Source organism: Sphingobium trunci (assembly GCF_022664535.1).
GTDB lineage: Bacteria > Pseudomonadota > Alphaproteobacteria > Sphingomonadales > Sphingomonadaceae > Sphingobium.
This window is the reverse complement of sequence record NZ_JAKUJY010000017.1, coordinates 85,866-106,689: the sequence shown is the minus strand read 5'-3', so window position 1 is coordinate 106,689 and position 20,824 is coordinate 85,866. Positions and strand designations below refer to the sequence as shown.

At 64.6% G+C, this 20,824-nt stretch carries 19 protein-coding genes; 11 read left to right on the top strand and 8 right to left on the bottom strand.

Annotation, left to right across the window (positions count from 1 at the left end):
• On the top strand, positions 1–355 hold a 355-nt coding region (locus tag MJ601_RS15240), incomplete at its 5' end, for a ParB-like protein (RefSeq protein WP_281061343.1).
• Between the two features lie 90 nt (positions 356–445).
• Here the strand turns inward: MJ601_RS15240 and putA are convergent.
• Complete coding sequence (gene putA / locus MJ601_RS15235) at positions 446–4,054, bottom strand: trifunctional transcriptional regulator/proline dehydrogenase/L-glutamate gamma-semialdehyde dehydrogenase (RefSeq protein ID WP_242127906.1); 3,609 nt, start codon at positions 4,052–4,054, stop codon at positions 446–448.
• A gap of 98 nt (positions 4,055–4,152) precedes the next feature.
• On the opposite strand from putA, the gene MJ601_RS15230 reads away from it, so the two are divergent.
• Both MJ601_RS15230 and MJ601_RS15225 read left to right on the top strand, forming a co-directional pair.
• Entirely contained in the window at positions 4,153–4,647 is a 495-nt protein-coding gene (locus MJ601_RS15230) for an Lrp/AsnC family transcriptional regulator (protein WP_242127904.1), read from the top strand.
• A 70-nt stretch (positions 4,648–4,717) separates the two neighbouring features.
• A complete protein-coding gene (locus tag MJ601_RS15225; protein WP_242127902.1) occupies positions 4,718–5,764 on the top strand; it encodes a LacI family DNA-binding transcriptional regulator in 1,047 nt (348 codons plus the stop codon).
• Between the two features lie 124 nt (positions 5,765–5,888).
• Here the strand turns inward: MJ601_RS15225 and purB are convergent, their stop codons facing one another.
• Positions 5,889–7,202: an adenylosuccinate lyase gene (purB, locus tag MJ601_RS15220; RefSeq protein ID WP_242127900.1), complete on the bottom strand. Its 1,314-nt coding sequence runs from the start codon at positions 7,200–7,202 to the stop codon at positions 5,889–5,891.
• A 261-nt stretch (positions 7,203–7,463) separates the two neighbouring features.
• Between purB and MJ601_RS15215 the strand changes: the two genes are divergently transcribed.
• The gene (locus MJ601_RS15215; protein WP_242127898.1) at positions 7,464–7,847 is read left to right on the top strand and encodes an EF-hand domain-containing protein; all 384 of its coding nucleotides are present in this window, start codon (positions 7,464–7,466) and stop codon (positions 7,845–7,847) included.
• Positions 7,848–7,953: 106 nt separating this feature from the next.
• Here MJ601_RS15215 and MJ601_RS15210 read toward each other — a convergent pair whose 3' ends face one another.
• From MJ601_RS15210 to ku, 3 genes are all read right to left on the bottom strand, one after another.
• Complete coding sequence (locus tag MJ601_RS15210) at positions 7,954–8,139, bottom strand: hypothetical protein (RefSeq protein ID WP_242127896.1); 186 nt, start codon at positions 8,137–8,139, stop codon at positions 7,954–7,956.
• 64 nt (positions 8,140–8,203) lie between these two features.
• Positions 8,204–10,696 (bottom strand): DNA ligase D, encoded by a 2,493-nt coding sequence (ligD, locus tag MJ601_RS15205; protein WP_242127895.1) that lies wholly within the window; start codon positions 10,694–10,696, stop codon positions 8,204–8,206.
• A 3-nt stretch (positions 10,697–10,699) separates the two neighbouring features.
• A complete protein-coding gene (gene ku / locus MJ601_RS15200; RefSeq protein WP_242127892.1) occupies positions 10,700–11,563 on the bottom strand; it encodes a non-homologous end joining protein Ku in 864 nt (287 codons plus the stop codon).
• 141 nt (positions 11,564–11,704) lie between these two features.
• On the opposite strand from ku, the gene MJ601_RS15195 reads away from it, so the two are divergent.
• The 7 genes from MJ601_RS15195 to pyrF are packed head-to-tail and all read left to right on the top strand — an operon-like array spanning position 11,705 to position 17,835.
• A complete protein-coding gene (locus tag MJ601_RS15195) occupies positions 11,705–12,850 on the top strand; it encodes a fumarylacetoacetate hydrolase family protein (RefSeq protein WP_242127890.1) in 1,146 nt (381 codons plus the stop codon).
• Positions 12,847–13,605 carry a D-xylose 1-dehydrogenase gene (gene xylB, locus MJ601_RS15190; RefSeq protein ID WP_242127888.1) on the top strand — a complete coding sequence of 253 codons (759 nt, stop codon included), beginning with the start codon at positions 12,847–12,849 and terminating at the stop codon, positions 13,603–13,605. The genes MJ601_RS15195 and xylB overlap by 4 nt, the downstream gene beginning before the upstream one ends.
• Positions 13,589–14,479, top strand: coding sequence for an SMP-30/gluconolactonase/LRE family protein (locus MJ601_RS15185; RefSeq protein WP_242127886.1), 891 nt, complete (start codon positions 13,589–13,591; stop codon positions 14,477–14,479). The genes xylB and MJ601_RS15185 overlap by 17 nt, the downstream gene beginning before the upstream one ends.
• Positions 14,480–14,503: 24 nt before the next feature.
• On the top strand, positions 14,504–15,916 hold the full coding sequence (locus MJ601_RS15180; RefSeq protein WP_242127884.1) for a sugar porter family MFS transporter: 1,413 nt from the start codon (positions 14,504–14,506) through the stop codon (positions 15,914–15,916).
• A complete protein-coding gene (locus MJ601_RS15175) occupies positions 15,913–16,803 on the top strand; it encodes an aldose 1-epimerase (protein ID WP_245405811.1) in 891 nt (296 codons plus the stop codon). Before MJ601_RS15180 ends, MJ601_RS15175 begins: the two co-directional genes overlap by 4 nt.
• A 31-nt stretch (positions 16,804–16,834) precedes the next feature.
• Positions 16,835–17,164, top strand: coding sequence for a hypothetical protein (locus tag MJ601_RS15170; protein WP_242127880.1), 330 nt, complete (start codon positions 16,835–16,837; stop codon positions 17,162–17,164).
• A complete protein-coding gene (pyrF, locus tag MJ601_RS15165) occupies positions 17,161–17,835 on the top strand; it encodes an orotidine-5'-phosphate decarboxylase (protein ID WP_242127878.1) in 675 nt (224 codons plus the stop codon). Before MJ601_RS15170 ends, pyrF begins: the two co-directional genes overlap by 4 nt.
• A gap of 260 nt (positions 17,836–18,095) precedes the next feature.
• Here the strand turns inward: pyrF and MJ601_RS15160 are convergent, their stop codons facing one another.
• The 3 genes from MJ601_RS15160 to MJ601_RS15150 form a co-directional block, all read right to left on the bottom strand.
• On the bottom strand, positions 18,096–18,515 hold the full coding sequence (locus tag MJ601_RS15160) for an acyl-CoA thioesterase (protein ID WP_242127876.1): 420 nt from the start codon (positions 18,513–18,515) through the stop codon (positions 18,096–18,098).
• Positions 18,516–18,606: 91 nt separating this feature from the next.
• Positions 18,607–19,260, bottom strand: a complete 654-nt coding sequence (locus tag MJ601_RS15155) for an outer membrane protein (protein WP_242127874.1) — start codon at positions 19,258–19,260, stop codon at positions 18,607–18,609.
• A gap of 168 nt (positions 19,261–19,428) precedes the next feature.
• Positions 19,429–20,823 (bottom strand): L-serine ammonia-lyase, encoded by a 1,395-nt coding sequence (locus MJ601_RS15150; RefSeq protein WP_242127872.1) that lies wholly within the window; start codon positions 20,821–20,823, stop codon positions 19,429–19,431.
• Position 20,824 lies beyond the last annotated feature (1 nt).

Sequence of the window (20,824 nt, the reverse complement as noted above, 5' to 3'; positions counted from 1 at the left end):
CCATCTCAACCGGCGGGCCTTCCTCACCTATATGGACAACCGCAACTGGCTGCATCCCTTTGACGAGGAGGGGCGGCGGCAGGATTATGACGCGCTGCCCAAACATATCGGCAAGCTCAGGGACGATCCCTACCGGTCCCTGGCCGGAGAGCTGCGGCGAGCGGGCGGCTATGCCAAGGCCGACATTCTCTACGCCGAGTTTCTCTGGGCCAATTTCCTTCGCCAGCGGATCAGGATCACCCGCCTGCTCGACGATTTCGACGGCTGCCTCCGGAAGGCACTGGTTTTGGCCCGTTCCCCCGAAGCGGCGCATCTTCCCGGCTGGGCCGGACCCAGCGAAAAGATCCTCGCGTGAATGCACGTCGCCAAGGAGCCGCCATCGACGGGACAATCGCCCTTCGCGGGGATTTTCCTGAAATCGTGCCAAAACGGCACAATTCCGGCTTCAGCCGATCATCATCAGGCTCGCATTGCCGCCCGCCGCCGTCGTGTTGATGGAGGTCGACACTTCCTCCAGCAGCCAGTCGAGATAATAGCCCCCGCCAGCCCCCTCCCGCAGCGCATGGACACTGACGATCGGCCCATCCATCGCGGCCGCCGCTTCCATGACCGCCCTGATCCGGCCCTCATCCCCCTCGACCAGCGCGGCGGCAAAGGGGCCGTCAGGCTCCTTCGGAAAGGCGGCCGCGATGCTGGCGGGCAGGCCTGAAGGCAAGGCCATGCCCGTCAGCACGCCGCGATTTCCCGTCGCCAGCACCGCCGCCATCTGCTGAAACAGCCCCATTCGCGTCGCAGGCTGCATCCAGATCAGCCCCCGCGGATGCAGCGCATAAAGGTTGCGTTCCCCCACCGGCCCCGGCAGCACCAGTTCCACGCCCAGCGCCGACGCATCGCCATGGCGCCGCGCCATCGCCGCCGCTTCGCCCTCCCCCTGCCCGTCCAGCCAGTCGGCAAAGTCGCCCAGCGGCGATTGCAGATGCCCGGCCCGCTCTGCGAAGACCGGCGGCGTCGCCACCAGCCGCCCCAGATAGAGCGGCCCGCCCGCCTTCGGCCCCGTCCCCGACAGGCCCCGCCCGCCAAAGGGCTGCACCCCGACGATCGCGCCGATCACATTGCGGTTCACATAGAGATTGCCCGCCCTCACCCGCGCCGTGACATGGGCGATGGTGTCGTCCAGCCGCGTATGCAGGCCAAAGGTCAGCCCATAGCCGGTCGCATTGATCGCATCGATCAACGGCCCCAGCCCGTCGCGGCGGTATCGGATCACGTGCAGCACCGGCCCGAACACCTCGCGCTTCAACCGGGCGATGTCGTCGATCTCGATGATGGTCGGCGGCACGAAGCTGCCATGCGCGGCCTCTTCCGGCAAAGCCTGCTGCTCCACCTGCAGGCCCAACGCGCGCATCGCCTCGATATGCGCCTCGATCCCGGCCTTCGCCTCGTCGGTGATGACCGGGCCGATATCGACCGCCAGCCGGTCCGTCCGGCCGATCCGCAATTCCCTCAGCGCGCCCCTCAGCATCGCCAGCGTCCGGTCGGCAATATCCTCCTGCAGGCAGAGGATACGCAGCGCCGAACAACGCTGCCCCGCACTATCGAAGGCGGAGGCGATGACATCGCCCACCACCTGCTCGGCCAGCGCGGAACTGTCGACGATCATCGCATTCTGGCCGCCCGTCTCGGCGATCAGCGGGATGGGCCTGCCCGCCGCCGAAAGCCGCGAAGCGAGTTGCCGCTGGATCAGCCGCGCCACTTCGGTCGATCCGGTGAACAGCACGCCCGCAATCTGCGGCGCACCCACCAGCGCCGCGCCCATCTCTCCCCCGCCGGGGATCAGTTGCAGCGCATCGCCCGGCACGCCTGCCTCATGCAGCAACCGCACCGCTTCGGCCGCGATCAGCGGCGTCTCTTCGGCGGGCTTGGCCAGCACCGGATTGCCCGCCACCAGCGCGGCGGCGACCTGTCCGGTGAAGATCGCCAGCGGAAAATTCCACGGGCTGATGCACAGCATCGGTCCCAGAGCCTGCTGCGCCGGACCGAAGGCCGATCGCGCCTGCGCCGCATAATAGCGCAGGAAATCGATCGCCTCCCGCACTTCGGCGATGGCATTGGGCAGCGACTTGCCCGCCTCCCGTACGATCAGCCCCAGCAGGACCGGCATGCGCGCCTGCATGGCTTCGGCCGCCTGCTCCAGCATGGCGGCCCGCTCCGCCACCGGAACCTGCCCCCATGCGCTGGCCTCCGCCCGGATGGCGGCGGCGCGGGCATGGCTGGGCGGCGCCTCCACCACCGTCCCGACCACGTCCCGGCGATCCGCCGGATTGAGCACGGGCCGCGCCTGCCCCTCGTTGCCTTCCGCCGCCGCCGTCCACACCATCGCCGCACTGGCCTGAAGCGCCTGCGTCAGATCCGCCAGCGCCATCTCATCGCTCAGGTCCAGCCCGTCCGAATTGCGCCGGTCGGGGTAAAGCGCCGAAGGCAGGGCAATATCGGGATGCCGCTCACCCGGCTGCGGCATCGCCCGCACCCGCTCGACCGGATCGGCGATCATCTCCTCGACCGGCACGGCCGGATCGGCGATGCGATGGACGAAGGAACTGTTGGCCCCATTTTCCAGCAGGCGCCGCACCAGATAGGCGAGCAAGGTCTCATGCGTCCCGACCGGCGCATAGATGCGGCAGGGCCGGTCGAGATGGCCCCGGCCCACCACCTGCTCGTAAAGCGGCTCGCCCATGCCGTGCAGGCACTGAAACTCATAGTCCCCGACCATGAAATCCGGCCCGGCCAGATGATGGAGGGTCGCCAGCGTCTGCGCATTATGCGTGGCGAATTGCGGGAACACATGGTCCCTCGCCGCCAGCAGCTTCCTCGCGCAGGCGATATACGCGACGTCCGTATGCAGCTTGCGGGTATAGACCGGGAAATCGGCCAGCCCGTCGACCTGCGCCCGCTTGATCTCCGCATCCCAATAGGCACCCTTGACCAGCCGCACCATGATCCGCCGCCCGGCCCGCCCGGCCAGATCGACGATCCAGTCGATGACGAAGGGACAGCGCTTGCCATAGGCCTGCACCACGAAGCCAAACCCGTTCCACCCCGCCAGTTCCGGATCGAGCGCCAGCCTCTCCAGCAGGTCCAGCGACAATTCCAGCCGGTCGGCCTCCTCCGCGTCGATATTGAGGCCGATGTCATAGGATTTGGCCAGCAGCGCCAGTTCCCGCACGCGGGGCAGCAACTCCCCCATCACCCGGTCGGCCTGGGCCCGCGAATAACGCGGATGAAGGGCGGACAGCTTGATCGAAATGCCCGGCCCTTCATAAACGCCGCGCCCGGCCGAAGCCCGGCCGATCGCATGAATGGCGCGCTCATAATCGGCATGATAACGCGCCGCGTCGGCAGCGGTCGTCGCCGCCTCCCCCAGCATGTCATAGCTATATTGGAAGCCCTTGGCCTCCTGCGCCTTCGCGCGCTTCAGCGCCTCCGCTATGGTTTCGCCGGTGACGAACTGCTCGCCCATCAGCCGCATGGCAAGGTCGACGCCGCGTCGGATCACCGGCTCCCCGACCCGCGCCACCAGCCGCGTCAGCGCCGCGCCCAGCCCGCGATCGTCGACGCTGCCGACCAGCTTGCCGGTCACCACCAGCCCCCAGGTCGCGGCATTGACGAACAGCGACTTGCCCCCGCCCAGATGCCCGCCCCAATCGCCGTCGGCGATCTTGTCGCGGATCAGGGCGTCGCGGGTGGCGTCGTCGGGAATGCGCAGCAGCGCTTCGGCCAGGCACATCAGCGCCACGCCTTCCTGGCTGGAGAGCGAATATTCCTGCACCAGCGCCTCGACCCCGCTGCCCTTGCCATGGGCGCGTAGCGCCGTCACCAGCCTGCGCGCCGTATCGCGAACCGGCCCCCTCAGCGCATCGGGCAAGGCGGCTGCTTCCAGCAGGGGCGCCATGCACAGGGCCTCGTCGCGGCGATAGGCGGCTGTAATGGCCCGGCGGAGCGGCGACTGCTCGCTGATGGCGGGGGCGAAGGCGGCAAAAGGCGTGGGGCTCGTCATGGCCCGATGATAAGCGAAGCGTGCCGTGCAATCCGACTTAAGATGGTCATTTTTCTGGCCATGATGACTTATTTCACGGCTCATGCTAGGAAAAACATATGCCAAACGCTTCCATTTCAGTCGATCTGGACGAATTCGACCGCAGGATCATCGCCGCCCTGGTCGAGGATGGCCGCATGACGGTCACCGATCTCGCCCAGACGGTCGGCCTGTCCAAGACACCCTGCCAGCAACGGATGCGGCGGCTGATCGAACTGGGCGTGATCCGGGGCTTCCGCGCCATTGTCGATCCGGCCAAGCTGGGCATGGACCATGTCGCCTTTGCCGAAGTGAAGCTGTCCGACACGCGGGAAAAGGCGCTCAATGAATTCAACGCCGCCGTCCGCCGCATTCCGGAGGTCGAGGAATGCCATATGATCGCCAGCAGCTTCGACTATCTGCTGAAGGTCAGGACGGCGGACATCCGCCGCTATCGCGCCGTGCTGGGCGAAAAGATCTCCAGCCTGCCCCATGTCGCCAGCACCTCCACCTACGTCGCGATGGAAACCGTGCTGGACGCCAGCGGCCATGCGCGCAGGGGAACGAAAGGGTAGAAGCCGGGCTTTAGCGCCGCCCAACGATATTTCACTTAGTATCTCGCGATGTTCCCGCTACCATCCCTGCATGGAAGCCAGAAGCTCGCGGCGGCAGCGCAATGCCCCCACCATCAACGACGTCGCCCAGCATGCGGGCGTGTCCCCCATGACCGTCTCGCGCGTCATCAACGGCGAACAGATCGTCCGTCCCGAAACGAAGGAAAAGGTCGAACAGGCGATCGCCGCGCTCAACTATTCGCCCAGTGCCGCCGCGCGCAGCCTGGCGGGCGGTGAGGAAATTCGGGTCGGCCTGCTCTACAGCAACCCGTCCGCCAACTATCTCAGCGAATTTCTGGTCGGCAGCCTGGACCAGGCCAGCCGCAGCGGCATCGACCTGATGGTCGAGAAGTGGGACGAGGAAAGCGCCGTCGATGCGGTGGTCGATCATCTGCTGCGCGGCCGGATCAACGGCGTCGTCCTCCCTCCGCCGCTCTGCGACCATCAGGGCGTGAAGGACGCCTTGGCCGCCGCGGGGATCACCGCCGTCGCGGTGGCGACGGGCGAAGCGCCGGACGACATGTCCGCCGTCCGCATCGACGACCATGCCGCCGCGCTGGCCATGACCCGCCACCTGATCGCGCTCGGCCACCGGCGCATCGGCTTCATCAAGGGGCATCCCAATCTCAGCGCCAGCGAACGCCGGCTGGAAGGCTATCGCGACGCCCTGGCCGAGGCGGGGATCGAACCGGACGAGACGCTGGTGGCGCAGGGCTATTTCACCTATCGCTCCGGGCTGGAGGCGGCGGAGACGATCCTGGCGCTGCCCCAGCCGCCCACGGCCATCTTCGCCAGCAATGACGACATGGCGGCGGCAACCGTGGCGATCGCGCATCGCGGCGGGCTGGACGTGCCGCGCGACCTCACTGTCTGCGGCTTCGACGACACTTCGCTCGCGACCACCATCTGGCCGGAACTGACGACGATCCGCCAGCCGATCAGCGCCATGTCGCGCGCGGCGGTGGAATTGCTGGTCCGGCAGATCAAGGCGCGCAAGGGCAAGGGCGCGGAAAAACCCGCCCATCTGCTGCTCGACTATGAACTGATCCGCCGCCAGTCCGACGCCCCGCCGCAATGACGATTTTGCTGTCCTACAGCATCGGAAGAGGATTAGGTTGGGGCCGGCTTTTTGAACTGTACGAAAATCAACCAAAAAGGGCGCATTTCTGCGCCCTTATCGTGTCACCTATGTCACCCTGATCCTATTCCCCGAACACGCGGGCGAAAATGGTGTCGACCTGCCTGAAGTGATAATCGAGGTTGAACTTCTCCTCGATCTGCTCGGCGGTCAGCGCGGCGGCGACATCCGGATCGGCCTTCAGCAATTCCATCAGGGAGAGCTGGCCGTCGGATTCCCAGACCTTCATCGCATTGCGCTGAACATAGCGATAGCTGTCCTCGCGGCTCACCCCCGCCTGGGTCAGCGCCAGCAGCACCCGCTGCGAATGGACAAGGCCGCCCATCTTGTCGAGATTCTTCATCATCCGCTCGGGATAGACCAGCAGCTTGTCGATCACCCCGGTCAGACGGCCCAGCGCGAAGTCGAGCGTGATGGTCGCGTCCGGACCGATATAGCGTTCAACCGAACTGTGCGAGATGTCGCGCTCATGCCAGAGCGCCACATTCTCCATCGCCGGCAGCGCATAGCTGCGCACCATGCGGGCGAGGCCGGTCAGATTCTCGGTCAGCACCGGATTGCGCTTGTGCGGCATGGCGCTGCTGCCCTTCTGGCCGGGCGAGAAATATTCCTCGGCCTCCAGCACTTCGGTGCGTTGAAGGTGGCGGACCTCGACGGCCAGGCGCTCGATCGAGGAAGCGATGACGCCCAGGGTCGCGAAGAACATGGCATGGCGATCGCGCGGAATGACCTGGGTGGAGACCGGTTCGACGGCGAGGCCCAGCTTCTCCGCGACATGCTCCTCGACGCGCGGGTCGATATTGGCGAAGGTGCCGACCGCGCCGGAAATGGCGCAGGTGGCGACCTCCTCGCGCGCCGCCACCAGACGGGCACGGCAACGGCTGAACTCGGCATAGGCTTCCGCCATCTTGAGGCCGAAGGTCACCGGCTCGGCATGGATGCCGTGGCTGCGCCCGATGGTCGGGGTCAGCTTATGCTCATAGGCGCGGCGCTTGATAACCTCGAGCAGCTTGTCGAGATCCTCGATCAGAATGTCGGCGGCGCGGCTCAACTGCACCGCAAGGCAGGTGTCCAGGACGTCGGAACTGGTCATGCCCTGATGCATGAAACGCGCTTCGTCACCGACCTGTTCGGCCACCCAGGTCAGGAAGGCGATGACGTCATGCTTGGTGACGGCCTCGATCGCATCGATGGCGGGCACGTCGATCGCCGGATGGGTGGCCCACCAGTCCCACAGCGCCTTGGCGGCGGACGGGGGCACCACGCCCAGTTCGCCCAGTTTCTCGGTCGCATGCGCCTCGATCTCGAACCAGATCTTGAACCGGGCCTCCGGTTCCCAAAGGGCGGTCATCTGCGGGCGGGCGTAACGGGGGACCATCGGGCGAATCCTGAATCTGATTGAATGGAATGTCGCTGCGCCCCCTAACAGTCCCGCCTTTCGGGGGCAAATCCGGGCGTGAAGAAGCAGAATAATTCCGGTTTTTCCGCCATTTCGTCCGATTATTCGCAGGTTGACGCGGCGAATCGAGCCAATTCCCCGGACGAATGGATCAGGATGAACGGATATTCAGGAACCAACGGAAAAACTTGGCTATTATGACAGGGTAATTTAGCAGCACGCCGTATTCCGGAGACTGAAATGATCCGCGCCCTTCTCTTGATCGCGGCCTTGGCGGTGACGCCATCCGCGCTCGCGCAGGCAGGAGCAGCCCCGCAGCAGCCCCCCCCCGGCGCGCAAGATGAAGGAGCCAAGCCCGCCACCTCCGGCGATGGAGTGGCATCCATCGTGGACAGCGAATTTCCCGTCTATGACCAGAATCATGACGGCCAACTCGACAAGGCTGAATTTTCGCGCTGGATGGTGGCGCTGAAAGATCAGGAGATGAAGGCGACGGGCAAGACGATGGCCCCGGCCGAAGTCGCCGCCTGGGCCGATGGCGCCTTCGCCACGGCCGATACGGACAAGAGCATGACCGTCAGCAAGCCTGAACTGATCAGCTATTTGAGTGGCGGCGGAGGATAAAAAGCAGATCCCCGCCCGAAGGCGGGTGACAACACCCACGACGGGTCGCAATTTGAGGCGGCATGGAGCGAAGGCCATGTCGCCTCTTTTTTTGCGGTAAAGGCTGTCAGCCGCGCTTCTTGTTGGCGTAAAGCAGCGCCGCGACGATGGCTGCTGAACCGATCCCCACCGCGGTGCCCATCCACACCGCCTTGCCCGCGGATCTGCGCGCGGCGTTGGCCATGTCGGTCTTTTCGTCGGGAACCGGGGCGGCGGCGCCCGTTGCGGACGCTTCTTCGTTAGGCTTGGTCATGGTGACTCACGCTATGCAACAAAGCGAGCGCTCGGAAAAGACGGATGCGGTAAAATCCACCCCCCTAAATCGAAACCGGCAAATTCTGGCGTGCTTCGCCCCAGCCGCGCAAGGATCGTGAACCCGCCCGGTCAAGCAGGGTCGCAACGTCCTTCACGGTGAAAGTCCCGGCGCGGTCGATCTTCTCCAGTTCGTCCCAGCTGACCGGCGCTGCAACGGGTGCTCCCGCACGCGCACGCGCCACATAGGGCAGCACTGCCGTCGAGCCTCGCTGGTTGCGCAGCCAGTCCACGAAAATCCGCCCCTTGCGCTTGGCCTTGCTCATCGTCGCGGTGAAACGGTCCGGTTCCGACGCAGCGAGCGCGCGGGCGAAACGATCGGCGAAATCCTTGACCTGCGGCCATTCCGCTTCCGGCGTCAACGGCACGACGACATGGATGCCCTTGCCGCCCGAGAGCATCGGAAAACTGACAAGACCAATATCCTCCAGCGTGCGGCGAATATCGCGGGCCGCCCTTTTGACATCGTCGAAATCCAGCCCTTCATCGGGATCGAGGTCGAAGATCATGCGATCGGGCCTTTCCACATTCCCGACCAGCGAACCCCAGCCGTGAAATTCGATCGCCCCCATCTGAACGCAGGCGAGCAGGCCGTCCACATCCTCGATGTAGAGATAATCCTCCTCCCCACCGCTCTTCTCACGGATGGAAACATGCTTCACATGGTCGCCGAAGCTGCCGCTGTCATGCTTCTGGAAGAAGCACTTCTTCGCCCTCCCCTGCGGACAGCGCACCAGGCTGATCGGCCGATGAACGATCCAGGGCAGCATGGCCGCGCCGATGGCGGCATAATAATCGGCCAGTTGGCCCTTGCTGATGTTCGCCTCTGGAAAGATCAGCCGATCGGGGTGACTGATCCTGACGTCGCTCTCGGCTTTGGGTACGGGCATGGCTTTCTCGCGTCGGACGGCCTGCGCGGGCTTGTCTTCGCGCAGGCCCAGAAAACTGGCATGGCGGACGACATTGTCGGCGGTGAATTCGGCAAAGGCGATTTCCGCGACAAGGTCGGGGCGGACCCACTGCACGCCACGCGCTTCGGATCGAGGAACGGCAACCGGCGCGGTCTTGCGGCTGCGGCTTCGCAGGGCCCGCAGTAATGGCTCGCCGTTGGCCATGTTGAAGCCGGTGCCGACCTTGCCCGCATAGACCAGCGCCTTGCCGTCATGCTGTCCCAACAGCAAATTCCGGATCGATCGGCCACCAGCGCTGCTGGGCGTCCAGCCGATGATGACGAACTCCTCCCGGCGGGTGCATTTCACCTTCAGCCAGTTCTTCGTGCGGGCGCCGCGATAGGGCGCGTCCGCCCGCTTGCAGATGATCCCTTCCTGTCCCGCCCCGCACATCGCGTCGAAGAGTTTTTCACCCCCGCCGATGATGTGATCGGCAACATGGATATGCGCGGACCCTTCGCCCAGCAGGGCAGCGAGCTTTTCTTTGCGGCTGATATTGGGATGTGGGGCAAGGTCCTCGCCGTCGAGCCGAAGCAAGTCGAAAGCGAAAAGATGCAGCGCAGCGTCCCCATCGCCTTTCAGCGCGCGCTGCAATGTCGAGAAATCGGGATTGCCTCGGCTATCGAACGCGACAATCTCTCCATCGATCAGCGCGGCCGTCAGTTGCATCCCCGCCGCCTCGGCCGCGATGGAGGCGAAGCGATCGGTCCAGTCGAGGCCACTGCGAGTAAAGATGCGGACCTTCTCCCCCGCCGCTGACAGCAAACAACGGTAGCCGTCATATTTGATCTCATGCATCCAGCCGTGGCCGGTCGGAACCGCGTCGACCAGCGTGGCGAGCTGAAGGGGCTGGAAAGCAGGCGGCTTGCCGATCGCGCCTCTGCTGCGGAGCCGCGCCGGTGGCGCCTTCTCCGCCTTCTGCATCGCCGCGTCGAAAGCCTTGCCCTTCTTGCCTTTCAGCGAGATGGCAGGCGCATCGGCGGCGATCTCGCCCATGGTCCGGCCGCTCCTGACGCTGGTGAGTTCGCGCGCGACGAGTTGGTCGGCGCTCCCCGCATGGGCATCGTCGATCTTGCGCAACAACCAGTTTTCCCGCTTTTCGTCGCCGCGCGGCTTTAGCCGGATCAACAGCCATTCGCCCCACATCCTCTGCCCGTGCAGTATGAAATGGAGATGGCCTTTCTCCAGATCCTTTGCGCTCTTCCCGGGGACGGGCTCCCATGTCCCCTCGTCCCACAGCATCACCGTGCCGCCGCCATATTCGCCCTTGGGAATGGAGCCTTCGAAACCGGCATAGGACAGGGGATGATCCTCGGTCCGGACGGCCAGCCGCTTGTCATCGGGATCCAGGCTGGGGCCACGCGTCACGGCCCAGCTCTTGAGGACGCCGTCCATTTCGAGACGGAAATCATAATGCAGGCGCGTGGCGTCATGCTTCTGCACGATGAAGCCGTTGCCTCCCCCAGGTCCGCGCTTGCCCGCAGGCTCCTTCGTCCGGGTGAAATCACGCTTGCGATTGTAGACGCTCAGGGAATGGGCCTGCACCATGGCTCAGGCCCGTTTGCGGGATGGGGTCTTGGTGGAACTTCTGGCAGCAGGCGCCTTCTTCGCGGGCGGCTTGCGCGCACCGCTGTCGACCGATTTCTTGAGCGCCGCCATCAGGTCGATGACATTGCTGCCCTTCCGGACAGGAGTGTCGTCCTTGTCCTCGATGATATGGCGGCCCTTGGATTTCTTCTTTTTCTCGATCAGTCGCTCAAGAGCGTCCACATAGCGGTCGTGGAAGCCGTCCGGCTTGAACGGCGCGGTCTTTTTCTCGATCAGCGTTTCGGCAAGGTCTAGAAGTTCGGCGTCGGGCTTCGCATCCTCGATGTCGCGGAAATAACTCTGGGCGCGGTTGACTTCATCGGCATAGCGTAAGGTTTCCAGCACCATGCCCCGGCCACAGGGCTTCAGCGACACGATATATTCGCGCCCGCGCATGGCCAGTTGCCCCAGCCCAACCTTCTTGGTGCGGCGGAGCGCTTCGCGCAGGACGATGAACGCCTCTTCGGCCAGATCGTCGGCCGGAACCACATAATAGGGCCGCTCATAATAGAGAACGTCGATTTCGCTGGAGTCGACAAATTGCGTGAGTTCCAGCGTCTTCTTGCTCTCCAGCTTGACCGCCTCGATTTCATCGGGTTGCAGCAGGACATAGTCGCCCTTGGCAATTTCATAACCCTTGACGATGTCTTCCGGCTTCACCGGACCAAGGCCGGGAACGGTCTTTTCGTACCGCACACGCTTGCCGCTGGGCTGATGGATTTGATGGAAGGCGATCTGCGCGCCGGATTTGGTGGCGGCATAGATTTCCACCGGGATCGAAACCAGCGCCAGGCGTATCTGGCCCTGCCAATATGCGCGTGCGGCCATGAACGTGCAGCCTCCTTCCTGCGATGAGGAAAATGCGCAGGCGATAAGAGCGGTTCCGGCCTGATCGACGCAGAGGACTTGACTTCACCCGCCAGCCGTGTTGGTAGCGCTATCAATTACGCCAGATTTTAGGAGTCGATGATGCCGAGCGCCCCCTCATTGCGCGATTGCCTTCCAGCTGACTGGCGGTCCGGTCTGTTCCTCGGCCGTGTTGAGACGGCCGCGGGCCCCAGCCCCATCCTGGTTCAGGACGGCATCGCCTACGACATGAGCCGCGTGGCCCCGACTGCGGCGCAGCTGGTAGAGATGTTGCCCGTCGCACCGGAAAAGGGCGAACGGCTGGGCGACCTGGATGCGCTCGATCTGCCCCTGCTCAGTCCGATCGACCTGCAATGCGTCAAGGCCTGCGGCGTCACCTTCGCCCTTTCGGCCATCGAACGCGTGATCGAGGAACGGGCGCGCGGCGACGCGAACGCCGCCGCCGACATCCGAGCCCGGCTGGAGGAACGGGTGGGCGGATCGATCCGCGCCGTCATTCCCGGATCGGAGCAGGCGGCGGCGCTCAAGCAGGCGCTGATCGAGGATGGCGTCTGGTCCCAATATCTGGAGGTCGCCATCGGCCCGGATGCGGAGGTATTCACCAAGTCCCCCGTGCTCTCGACCGTGGGCGCGGGAGCCGAAATAGGCATCCGGTCGGATTCCACCTGGAACAATCCGGAGCCGGAAGTCGTGCTGGTCGTCAACGCAGCGGGCAAGACGGTGGGTGCGACGCTGGGCAACGACGTCAATCTGCGGGATTTCGAGGGGCGATCCGCGCTTCTGCTCGGCAAGGCGAAGGACAATAACGCGTCCTGCTCGGTGGGTCCGCTGGTCCGGCTGTTCGACGGCGACTTCACCATCGACGACGTGCGCAATGCCGAGGTGGAACTGACCATCGATGGGCCGGAAGGATACCGGCTGGAAGGCACCAGCAGCATGAACCAGATCAGCCGCGATCCGCTGGAACTGGTGCGCCAGACGTTGAGCGAGCATCATTATCCCGACGGTTTCGTGCTGTTCCTGGGCACCTTGTTCGCCCCGGTGCAGGATCGTGACGAACCAGGCCGCGGCTTCACCCATAAGGTGGGCGATGTCGTCGCCATCTCCACCCCGCGCCTGGGGAAGCTGGTGAATCCGGTCGTGACGTCGAAGGACGCGGCGCCATGGACCTATGGCCTGACCGCGCTGATGACCAATCTCGCCGGGCGCGGTCTGCTTTCCACCCAATCGGAGGAACTGACTGCATGAACCGCGCCATCTATCCGAGTTTGAACGGCAAGCGCGTGTTCATCAGCGGCGGTGGCAGCGGAATCGGCGAAGGACTGGTCGAGGCCTTTGCCGCGCAGGGTGCGAAGGTCGCCTTTTGCGACATCGCCGACGCCGAAAGCCAGGCTCTGGTCGCGCGGCTGAAGGACGGGCCGTCGATGCCCTCCTTCCATCATTGCGATTTGCGGGACATCGCAGCCGTTCAGGCGATGATCCGAACCGTCGAGGCGGAAATGGGCGGCATCGATATTCTGATCAACAACGCCGCCAATGACGACCGGCACGCCATCGACGATGTCACGCCCGCCTATTGGGACGAACGAATGGCGGTGAACCTGCGTCACCTGTTCTTCGCGGCGCAGGCCGTGGTTCCGGCCATGAAGCGCGCAGGCGGCGGTGTGATCCTGAATTTCGGGTCGATCAGCTGGCATCTCGCACTGCCCGACCTGGTACTCTACCAGACCGCCAAGGCCGCGATCGAGGGCCTGACCCGCAGCCTGGCGCGCGATCTTGGCCGCGACAATATCCGCGTGAACACCATCATTCCCGGCAATGTGAAGACGTTGCGCCAGGAAAAATGGTACACGCCGGAAGGCGAGGCGGAAATCGTCGCGGCGCAGTGCCTGGACGGGCGTATCCTGCCCGCCGATGTGGCGGCGCTGGTGATGTTCCTGGCTTCCGACGATGCGCGCATGTGCACCGCACATGATTATTTCATCGATGCGGGTTGGCGCTGAGATCGTGACGGAACCGCGCAGCGTCCTGAGCGTGGGAGCAACCCTGGGCGAAGGCCCCATATGGGTAGCGCATGACGAGGCCCTGTGGTTCGTCGATATCAAGGAAAGACGCATCCGTCGTTTCGATCCTGTCGCGGCGCTTGCCCATCAATGGGAGGCTCCGGCGCAGGTGGGATGGATATTGCCCACCGCCGATGGCCTGTTCGCGGTCGGACTGCAAAGCGGTATCCACCGCTTCAATCCGGCCACCGGCGGCTTCTCCCTGCTTCATGCCCCCGAGAGGGATCAACCGGGCAACCGGCTCAACGACGCCACCGTCGACCCGGCGGGCGGATTGTGGTTCGGGTCGATGGATGACGCGGAGACCGCCGACAGCGGCCGCTTCTACCGCCTGCACAAGGGCACGATGACCGAAAGCGGTCTGCCTCCGGTATCCATCACGAACGGGCCCGCCCTCTCCCCCGATGGAACCCTGCTTTATCATACCGACACATTGGGCAAGAGGATCTGGCGCACGCGCATTGGTGCCGATGGAGCCTTGAGCGACACATGCCTGTTCGTCGAGATCGAGGATGGAGCCGGCTATCCCGACGGTCCGGCCGTGGATGCCGACGGTTGCCTGTGGACCGGCTTGTTCGGCGGCTGGGCCGCGCGGCGCTATGACCCCTCGGGCAAGCTGATGGCAGAGGTTCGCTTTCCCGTCGCGAACGTGACCAAGATCGCTTTCGGCGGACCCGATCTGACGGTCGCCTATGCGACCACTGCGCGCAAAGGGTTGACGGACCAGCAACTTGTCGAGCAGCCACTGGCGGGTGATCTTTTTGCTTTCGATCCCGGCGTGCGCGGGCAAGCGGGGCACATAGCGGCCATATAGAAGCATAAGCGGAAAGGATAGGGAATGTCCGAAGGGAGTGCCGAGAAGGTCAACATGGCCTTCATCGCCGCGATCGTCGCCGTCGCGACAATCGGCGGATTCATGTTCGGCTATGACAGCGGCGTCATCAACGGCACGCAAAAGGGGCTGGAAAGCGCCTTCGATCTCGGCAAGCTGGGGATCGGCGTAAATGTCGGCGCGATCCTGGTGGGATCGTCCATCGGCGCCTTCATCGCCGGGCGCATGGCCGACCTGATCGGGCGGCGCGGCGTGATGATGCTGGCCGCGGTCCTGTTTCTGGTAAGCGCCCTGCTGGCCGGGGCAGCGGGGTCTTCCGCCATCTTCATCTTTGCCCGTATCGTCGGCGGGCTGGGGGTCGGCGCGGCCAGCGTGATTTCGCCCGTCTATATTTCCGAAGTCACCCCGGCAGCGGTACGTGGGCGCCTTTCCAGCGTGCAGCAGGTGATGATCATATCCGGTCTGACCGGCGCCTTCGTCGCGAATTTCGTGCTGGCGCGCTACGCAGGCGGATCGACGGCTCAACTGTGGCTGGGCTTCCCGGCTTGGCGGTGGATGTTCTGGCTGCAGGCGCTTCCGGCGGCGATCTATTTCCTTGCCCTTCTCGTGATCCCGGAAAGCCCCCGCTACCTCGTCGCGCGCGGCCAGGAAGAACGGGCGCATGCCGTCCTGACCCGTCTGTTCGGCGAAGAGACGGCGACCCGCAAGGTCACGGAAATCCGCGACAGCCTTGCCGCCGACCATCACCGTCCGAAACTCAGCGATCTGGTCGACAAGGCCAGCGGCAAGATCCGGCCGATCGTCTGGACCGGCATTGGCCTGGCGGTGTTCCAGCAGCTCGTCGGCATCAATGTCGTCTTCTATTATGGCGCGACCCTGTGGGAGGCCGTCGGCTTTTCCGAGGATAATGCGCTTCAGATCAATATCCTTTCGGGCGCCCTTTCCATCGGCGCCTGCCTGGGCACGATCGCGCTGGTCGATAGGATCGGCCGCAAGCCGCTGCTGCTGATCGGATCGGCGGGCATGGCGGTCACGCTGGCGACCGTCGCCTATGCCTTTTCCACGGCCGTGACGGGGGCCAGCGGTGGCGTCGAGCTGCCGGGCCATAATGGCCTGATCGCGCTGATTGCGGCCAATCTCTACGTGATCTTCTTCAACATGAGCTGGGGTCCGATCATGTGGGTGATGTTGGGCGAGATGTTCCCCAACCAGATCCGCGGATCAGGCCTGGCCGTGTCGGGCTTTGCCCAGTGGATCGCCAACGCGGCGATTTCGGTGAGCTTCCCGGCGCTGGCCGTGTCACCTGGCCTCGCGATCACCTATACCGGCTACGCCGTCTTCGCAGCGATCTCCTTCTTCTTCGTGCGCGCTCTTGTGCATGAGACCAAGGGGCGCGAGCTTGAGGACATGGTCGGCTGAGCGATATCGTCATCCTGAAGGCGGGCGCGGTGGAAGCCGCGCTCGCCCCGGCGGCCGGCGGATCGCTCGCTGCCCTGCGCCTGGACGGCGTGGAACTTCTGCGTTCCGCACCGGCGGGAAGCATCGACCCTTTGTCGATGGCGAGCTTCCCGCTGGTTCCCTATGCCAACCGGATTGCCCTGGGACAGTTCCGCTTCGGCGGGCGCGATGTCCAGCTACCGCTCAATTTCGGCGACCATCCGCACAGCATTCACGGCCTGGGCTGGAGCACGGCCTGGGCGCTCGAAGAAGTGACGGACGCGGCCGCGCTTCTGGTCCATCGGCATGAGGGCGGGCCGGGATGGCCCTGGGCTTATCAGGCCGAACAGCGGATCGCCGTCATGGCCGATGCGGTCGAAATGCTGCTGACCGTTCGCAATGCCGGCGATGAAGCCATGCCGGCGGGACTGGGTTTCCACCCCTATTTTCTGGCCGATGAGAAGACGAGGTTGCAGTTCGACGCGACCGGTCTCTGGCTTTCCACGCCCGACATGCTGCCCGAACGGGAAGTCACGGCCGATGCGCTGGGGAACTGGTCGGCGGGCGGCCCCGTGATGGACGACTGGCTGATCGACAATGTCTATTCCGGATGGAGCGGTTCAGCCATGGTGTCGCGCGGCGACGGGATTCGACTGGTGCTGACGGCCGGCGGCGCGCCCTGGCTGCATGTCTACCGGCCGGCCCATTCCCATGCCTTCTGCCTCGAACCCGTCAGCCATATGCCGGACGCCATCAACCGTCCGGCAGGCATGGATCGGATCGAGCCCGGCGGCACAAAGACACTTTCCATGCGCATCGCCATCGACAAATCCGATCAGACGCTTCCGAAGCCATGTAAAATCGCCTAAGCTGCATCATTCAACAGCCATAGGAGCGTTGATGCAATTTCTGCGGACTGCCTGGTGGGTCGTCATCGCCGTTGCCGCCGCCTTGTTCTTCAAGGCGAACAACCGGCCGGTTGATATCAAGATCTGGGGCGACATCATCTGGAGCACCAAGATCTGGTTTCCGATGCTGCTCGCCTATCTGCTGGGTGCGCTTCCCTTCTGGATCATGGCGCGAGCGACTCGCTGGCGGATGAAGCGCAAGCTGGAAAACACCGAACGGGCGCTGGTCGCAGCCACCGCCGCGCCTGCCGTTCCGTCCCCCTCCATTCCCGCCGCCGACAGTCCGGCGGCCCCTTCCCTCTCCACCGCAGGACCAGCATGACCAGTCCCATCTACGTTGCCATCGACACGCCCGATCTGAGCAAGGCCCAGGATCTTGCCCAACAGGTCCGGCATCATGTCGGCGGGCTGAAGCTGGGTCTCGAATTTTTCTGCGCCCATGGTCATCATGGCGTGCATGAGATGATGAAGTTCGGGCTGCCGATCTTCCTGGACCTAAAGCTCCACGACATCCCCAATACGGTCGCCAAGGCGGTGCAGGCGCTTCATGTGCTGGAACCGGCGATCCTGACCGTCCATGCGGCGGGCGGGCGCGCCATGCTGGAGGATGCGAAGGCGGCGGCGGGCGTCCATACCAAGGTCGTTGCCGTGACAGTGCTGACCAGCCTGGACGATGGCGACCTGCTGGACATCGGCGTGGGCGGCAGGGCCGAGGATCAGGTGGCGCGGCTGGCCGATCTGGCGCGCAGCGCGGGGCTGGACGGGATCGTCTGTTCCGGCGAGGAAGTGGGGCTGGCGAAACAGGCCTGGCCCGACGGCTTCTTCGTCGTGCCGGGGGTGCGGCCCGTCGGCGGGACGATGGGCGACCAGAAGCGGGCGGTGACGCCGCGCGAGGCGCTGGATCGCGGCGCTTCCATCCTGGTGGTCGGACGGCCGATCAGCCTGGCGGAAAAGCCGGAGATCGCCGCGCGCGAGATCGAGGCGACGCTTTGATCGCATAGGATCCGGGTGACATAGGTGACACGATAAGGGCGCTGCGAAAGCGCCCTTTTCCGTTGTTTTCCGGCAAGGTCAAAGAGCCGCGCCTTCATAGCTTTTGTCCCGGCCTGTAGGACAGAAGAAAATCCGCAGGGCTGTTCCTGTTCGGCATTCGAGGGGCCTAGCCTTCGCCCTGCGGGCGCTCCCCTCCACCAGGCTTGGCTTGAGTTCCCCTTCCCAGGCTTCGCTGAGGGAGTATTTTGCCGACCGGGCCGTCAGACCGGCTTTTCGTCCTGATCGGTTGCGAAGAAATTCTGGATGACCTCACGGGCGAGGCGCGCGGGGCGAAGGGTGGACGCATCCAGGCAGCACCAGCTCGACCGGACCTCCGCCAGCACGTCCTCCCCCCTGCGGATCACCGTTTCGTAAAAGGCGCGGGCGCCCTGCACCTTTTCCAGCAGGACGGTGGCGATCACGTCATCGTTCAGGAAAGTGGGCTTGCGATAGGTGATCTCATGCTTGAGCGCGACCCAGAGATGCTGCGCCACCGCCTCCGTCGGCGCGAGCGCGCGCCAATGATCCAGTACCGCCGCCTGCACCCATTTCAGATAGCTGGCATTGTTGACATGACCCATGAAGTCGATGTCGTCCGGTTCGATGCCGACCGGATAGCTGTGGGGAATCGCGTTGCTCACTCCATCACGATAACAGGTCAGCACGGCCGCAGACAGGGGCGTGCGACAGGCCGTGAAACCGGGGGGCCGGCCGTGGCCGGCCCCGCCCCGGTCAGAAGCGCCAGCCCAGGCTGGCCACCACCTGATGCCGGTCGGTGTCGATGCCGAATTCGTCGCTGGTCGTGCCGTTGGCGAAATCGATATGCGCATCCTCATATTTGGAATAGCGATATTCGATCTTGGCGAAGGTGTTGGCGTTGATCGCCCGTTCCACACCCGCGCCGATGCGCCAGCCGTCCAGCTTGAAATTGGTGTCGGTTTCCTGATTGGTGTCGCCCGCCAGCACGTCGAGCTTCGTATTGGTGTAGCCGCCCTTCACATAGACCAGCGTGGAGGGGTTGGCGAGAATGCCCGCACGGGCGCCGACATAGAGGTCGCGGCCCTGCTTGACCCGGCCGAAGCCGAACTGGTCGGTGAAATCGGTGCGGCTGCTCTTCGCGGTGGAATCGGTGAACTCGCCTTCGACGCCGACCACCGCGCTGCCGAGATTGACATCATAGCCCGCGCCGACGCCGTAGAGCAGGCCGTCGATCGACTGGTCGTCGCGATTATTGTCATTGTCGACGCTGCTGCCGGCGCCGGTATGGTCATAGCCGAGGATCGCCTCGACACGCGGGCCGGTGAAGGTCGGCGCGGCATCCTGCGCCCAGGCCGGGCCTGCAACTGCGCTGCCCGCCAGGAGGGTTGCGACCATGATCTTGCGCATTTTATGGAACTCCCATTTCTTCCGTCTTCCCCGACATGGGGGAAGTGGCAGAAGTCATGAGCGGCGCGCCGGTTTCATGAACGTCAGATAAACGATTGATATTGTGGCATGAATGTCACGTTATGGCTCGGCGCGACCGGCTTTCGAGTGCTGGGCGGGACGAACCGATCAACATTCCACCACATTGACGGCCAGACCGCCGAGCGAGGTCTCCTTGTACCGGCTGGCCATGTCCTCGCCGGTCTGGCGCATGGTTTCGATGACCGCATCGAGGCTGACGATATGGCGGCCGTCGCCCTGCAGGGCGAGATAGGCGGCGTTGATCGCCTTCACCGCGCCCATCGTGTTGCGCTCGATACAGGGTATCTGGACGAGGCCCCCGATCGGATCGCAGGTCAGGCCGAGATTATGCTCCATGCCGATCTCGGCGGCATTTTCGACCTGCTGGTTGGTGCCGCCAAGGACGGCGGCCAGCCCGGCAGCGGCCATCGAACAGGCGACGCCGACTTCGCCCTGGCAGCCCATTTCGGCGGCGGAGATGGAGGCGCGCTTCTTGTAGAGGAAGCCGATCGCGGCGGCGGTCAGCAGGAAGCGGCGCTCCCCGTCCCGGTCGGCGCCGGGCACGAAGCGGCGATAATAATGCAGCACCGCCGGGATGACGCCCGCCGCGCCGTTGGTAGGTGCGGTGACGACGCGGCCGCCCGCTGCATTCTCCTCATTCACGGCGAGGGCGAAGAGGCTGACCCATTCGAAAATCTGTGCCGGACCCAAAGCATTTTGCTGAAGAACCAGGCGGTTATGAATGGTGCGGGCGCGGCGGCGCACCTTGAGACCACCGGGAAGCAGCCCCTCTTCCTTGAGACCGCGATCGATGGAGCTGCTCATCGCGTCGATCACGCTGTCGAGAAAGGCCTCCGTCTCCGGCTGGGACCGCCAGGCCCCTTCGTTGCGCAGGACGAGCGTGGCGATGCTGAGACCCGTCGCCTCGCCCAGCGCCAGCATTTCCGCGCCCGACGAAAAAGGATGCGGCTGCACGACATTATGGCCGAGCGGCAGGTCGTCGGCGACCCCGAGCGTCGCAGGCAGCACAGCCCCGCCGCCGATGGAATAATAGTCGCGGGTCAGCGGCTCATCCTGCCCGTCGAACCAGGCGGTGAAGCGCATGCCGTTGCTGTGCGCCTCCAGAAACTCACCCATGCGGAAGATCAGGTCGGTGGCTTCGGCAAAGGGGATGAAAAGGTCCACCGCGCTGCCCGCGCGGATGCGGCCCTCGCTGCGGATCGCGTCGAGGATCGCGGGAATGGCGTCGGGATCGACGCTCTCGGGACGATGGCCGGACAGGCCGAGCAGGATCGCCGTGTCGGTGGCATGCCCCCTGCCGGTCAGCGCCAGCGAGCCGAAAAGCTCGCATTGCACGCGCGCCGGAGTGGCGGGCAGCGAATCCATGAACAGGAGCGCCGCGCGCATCGGGCCGACGGTGTGCGAGCTGGACGGGCCGATGCCGATGGTGAACAGGTCCAGGACGCTGATCGCGGCCGCCGCATCGATACGGGAACGGGTCATG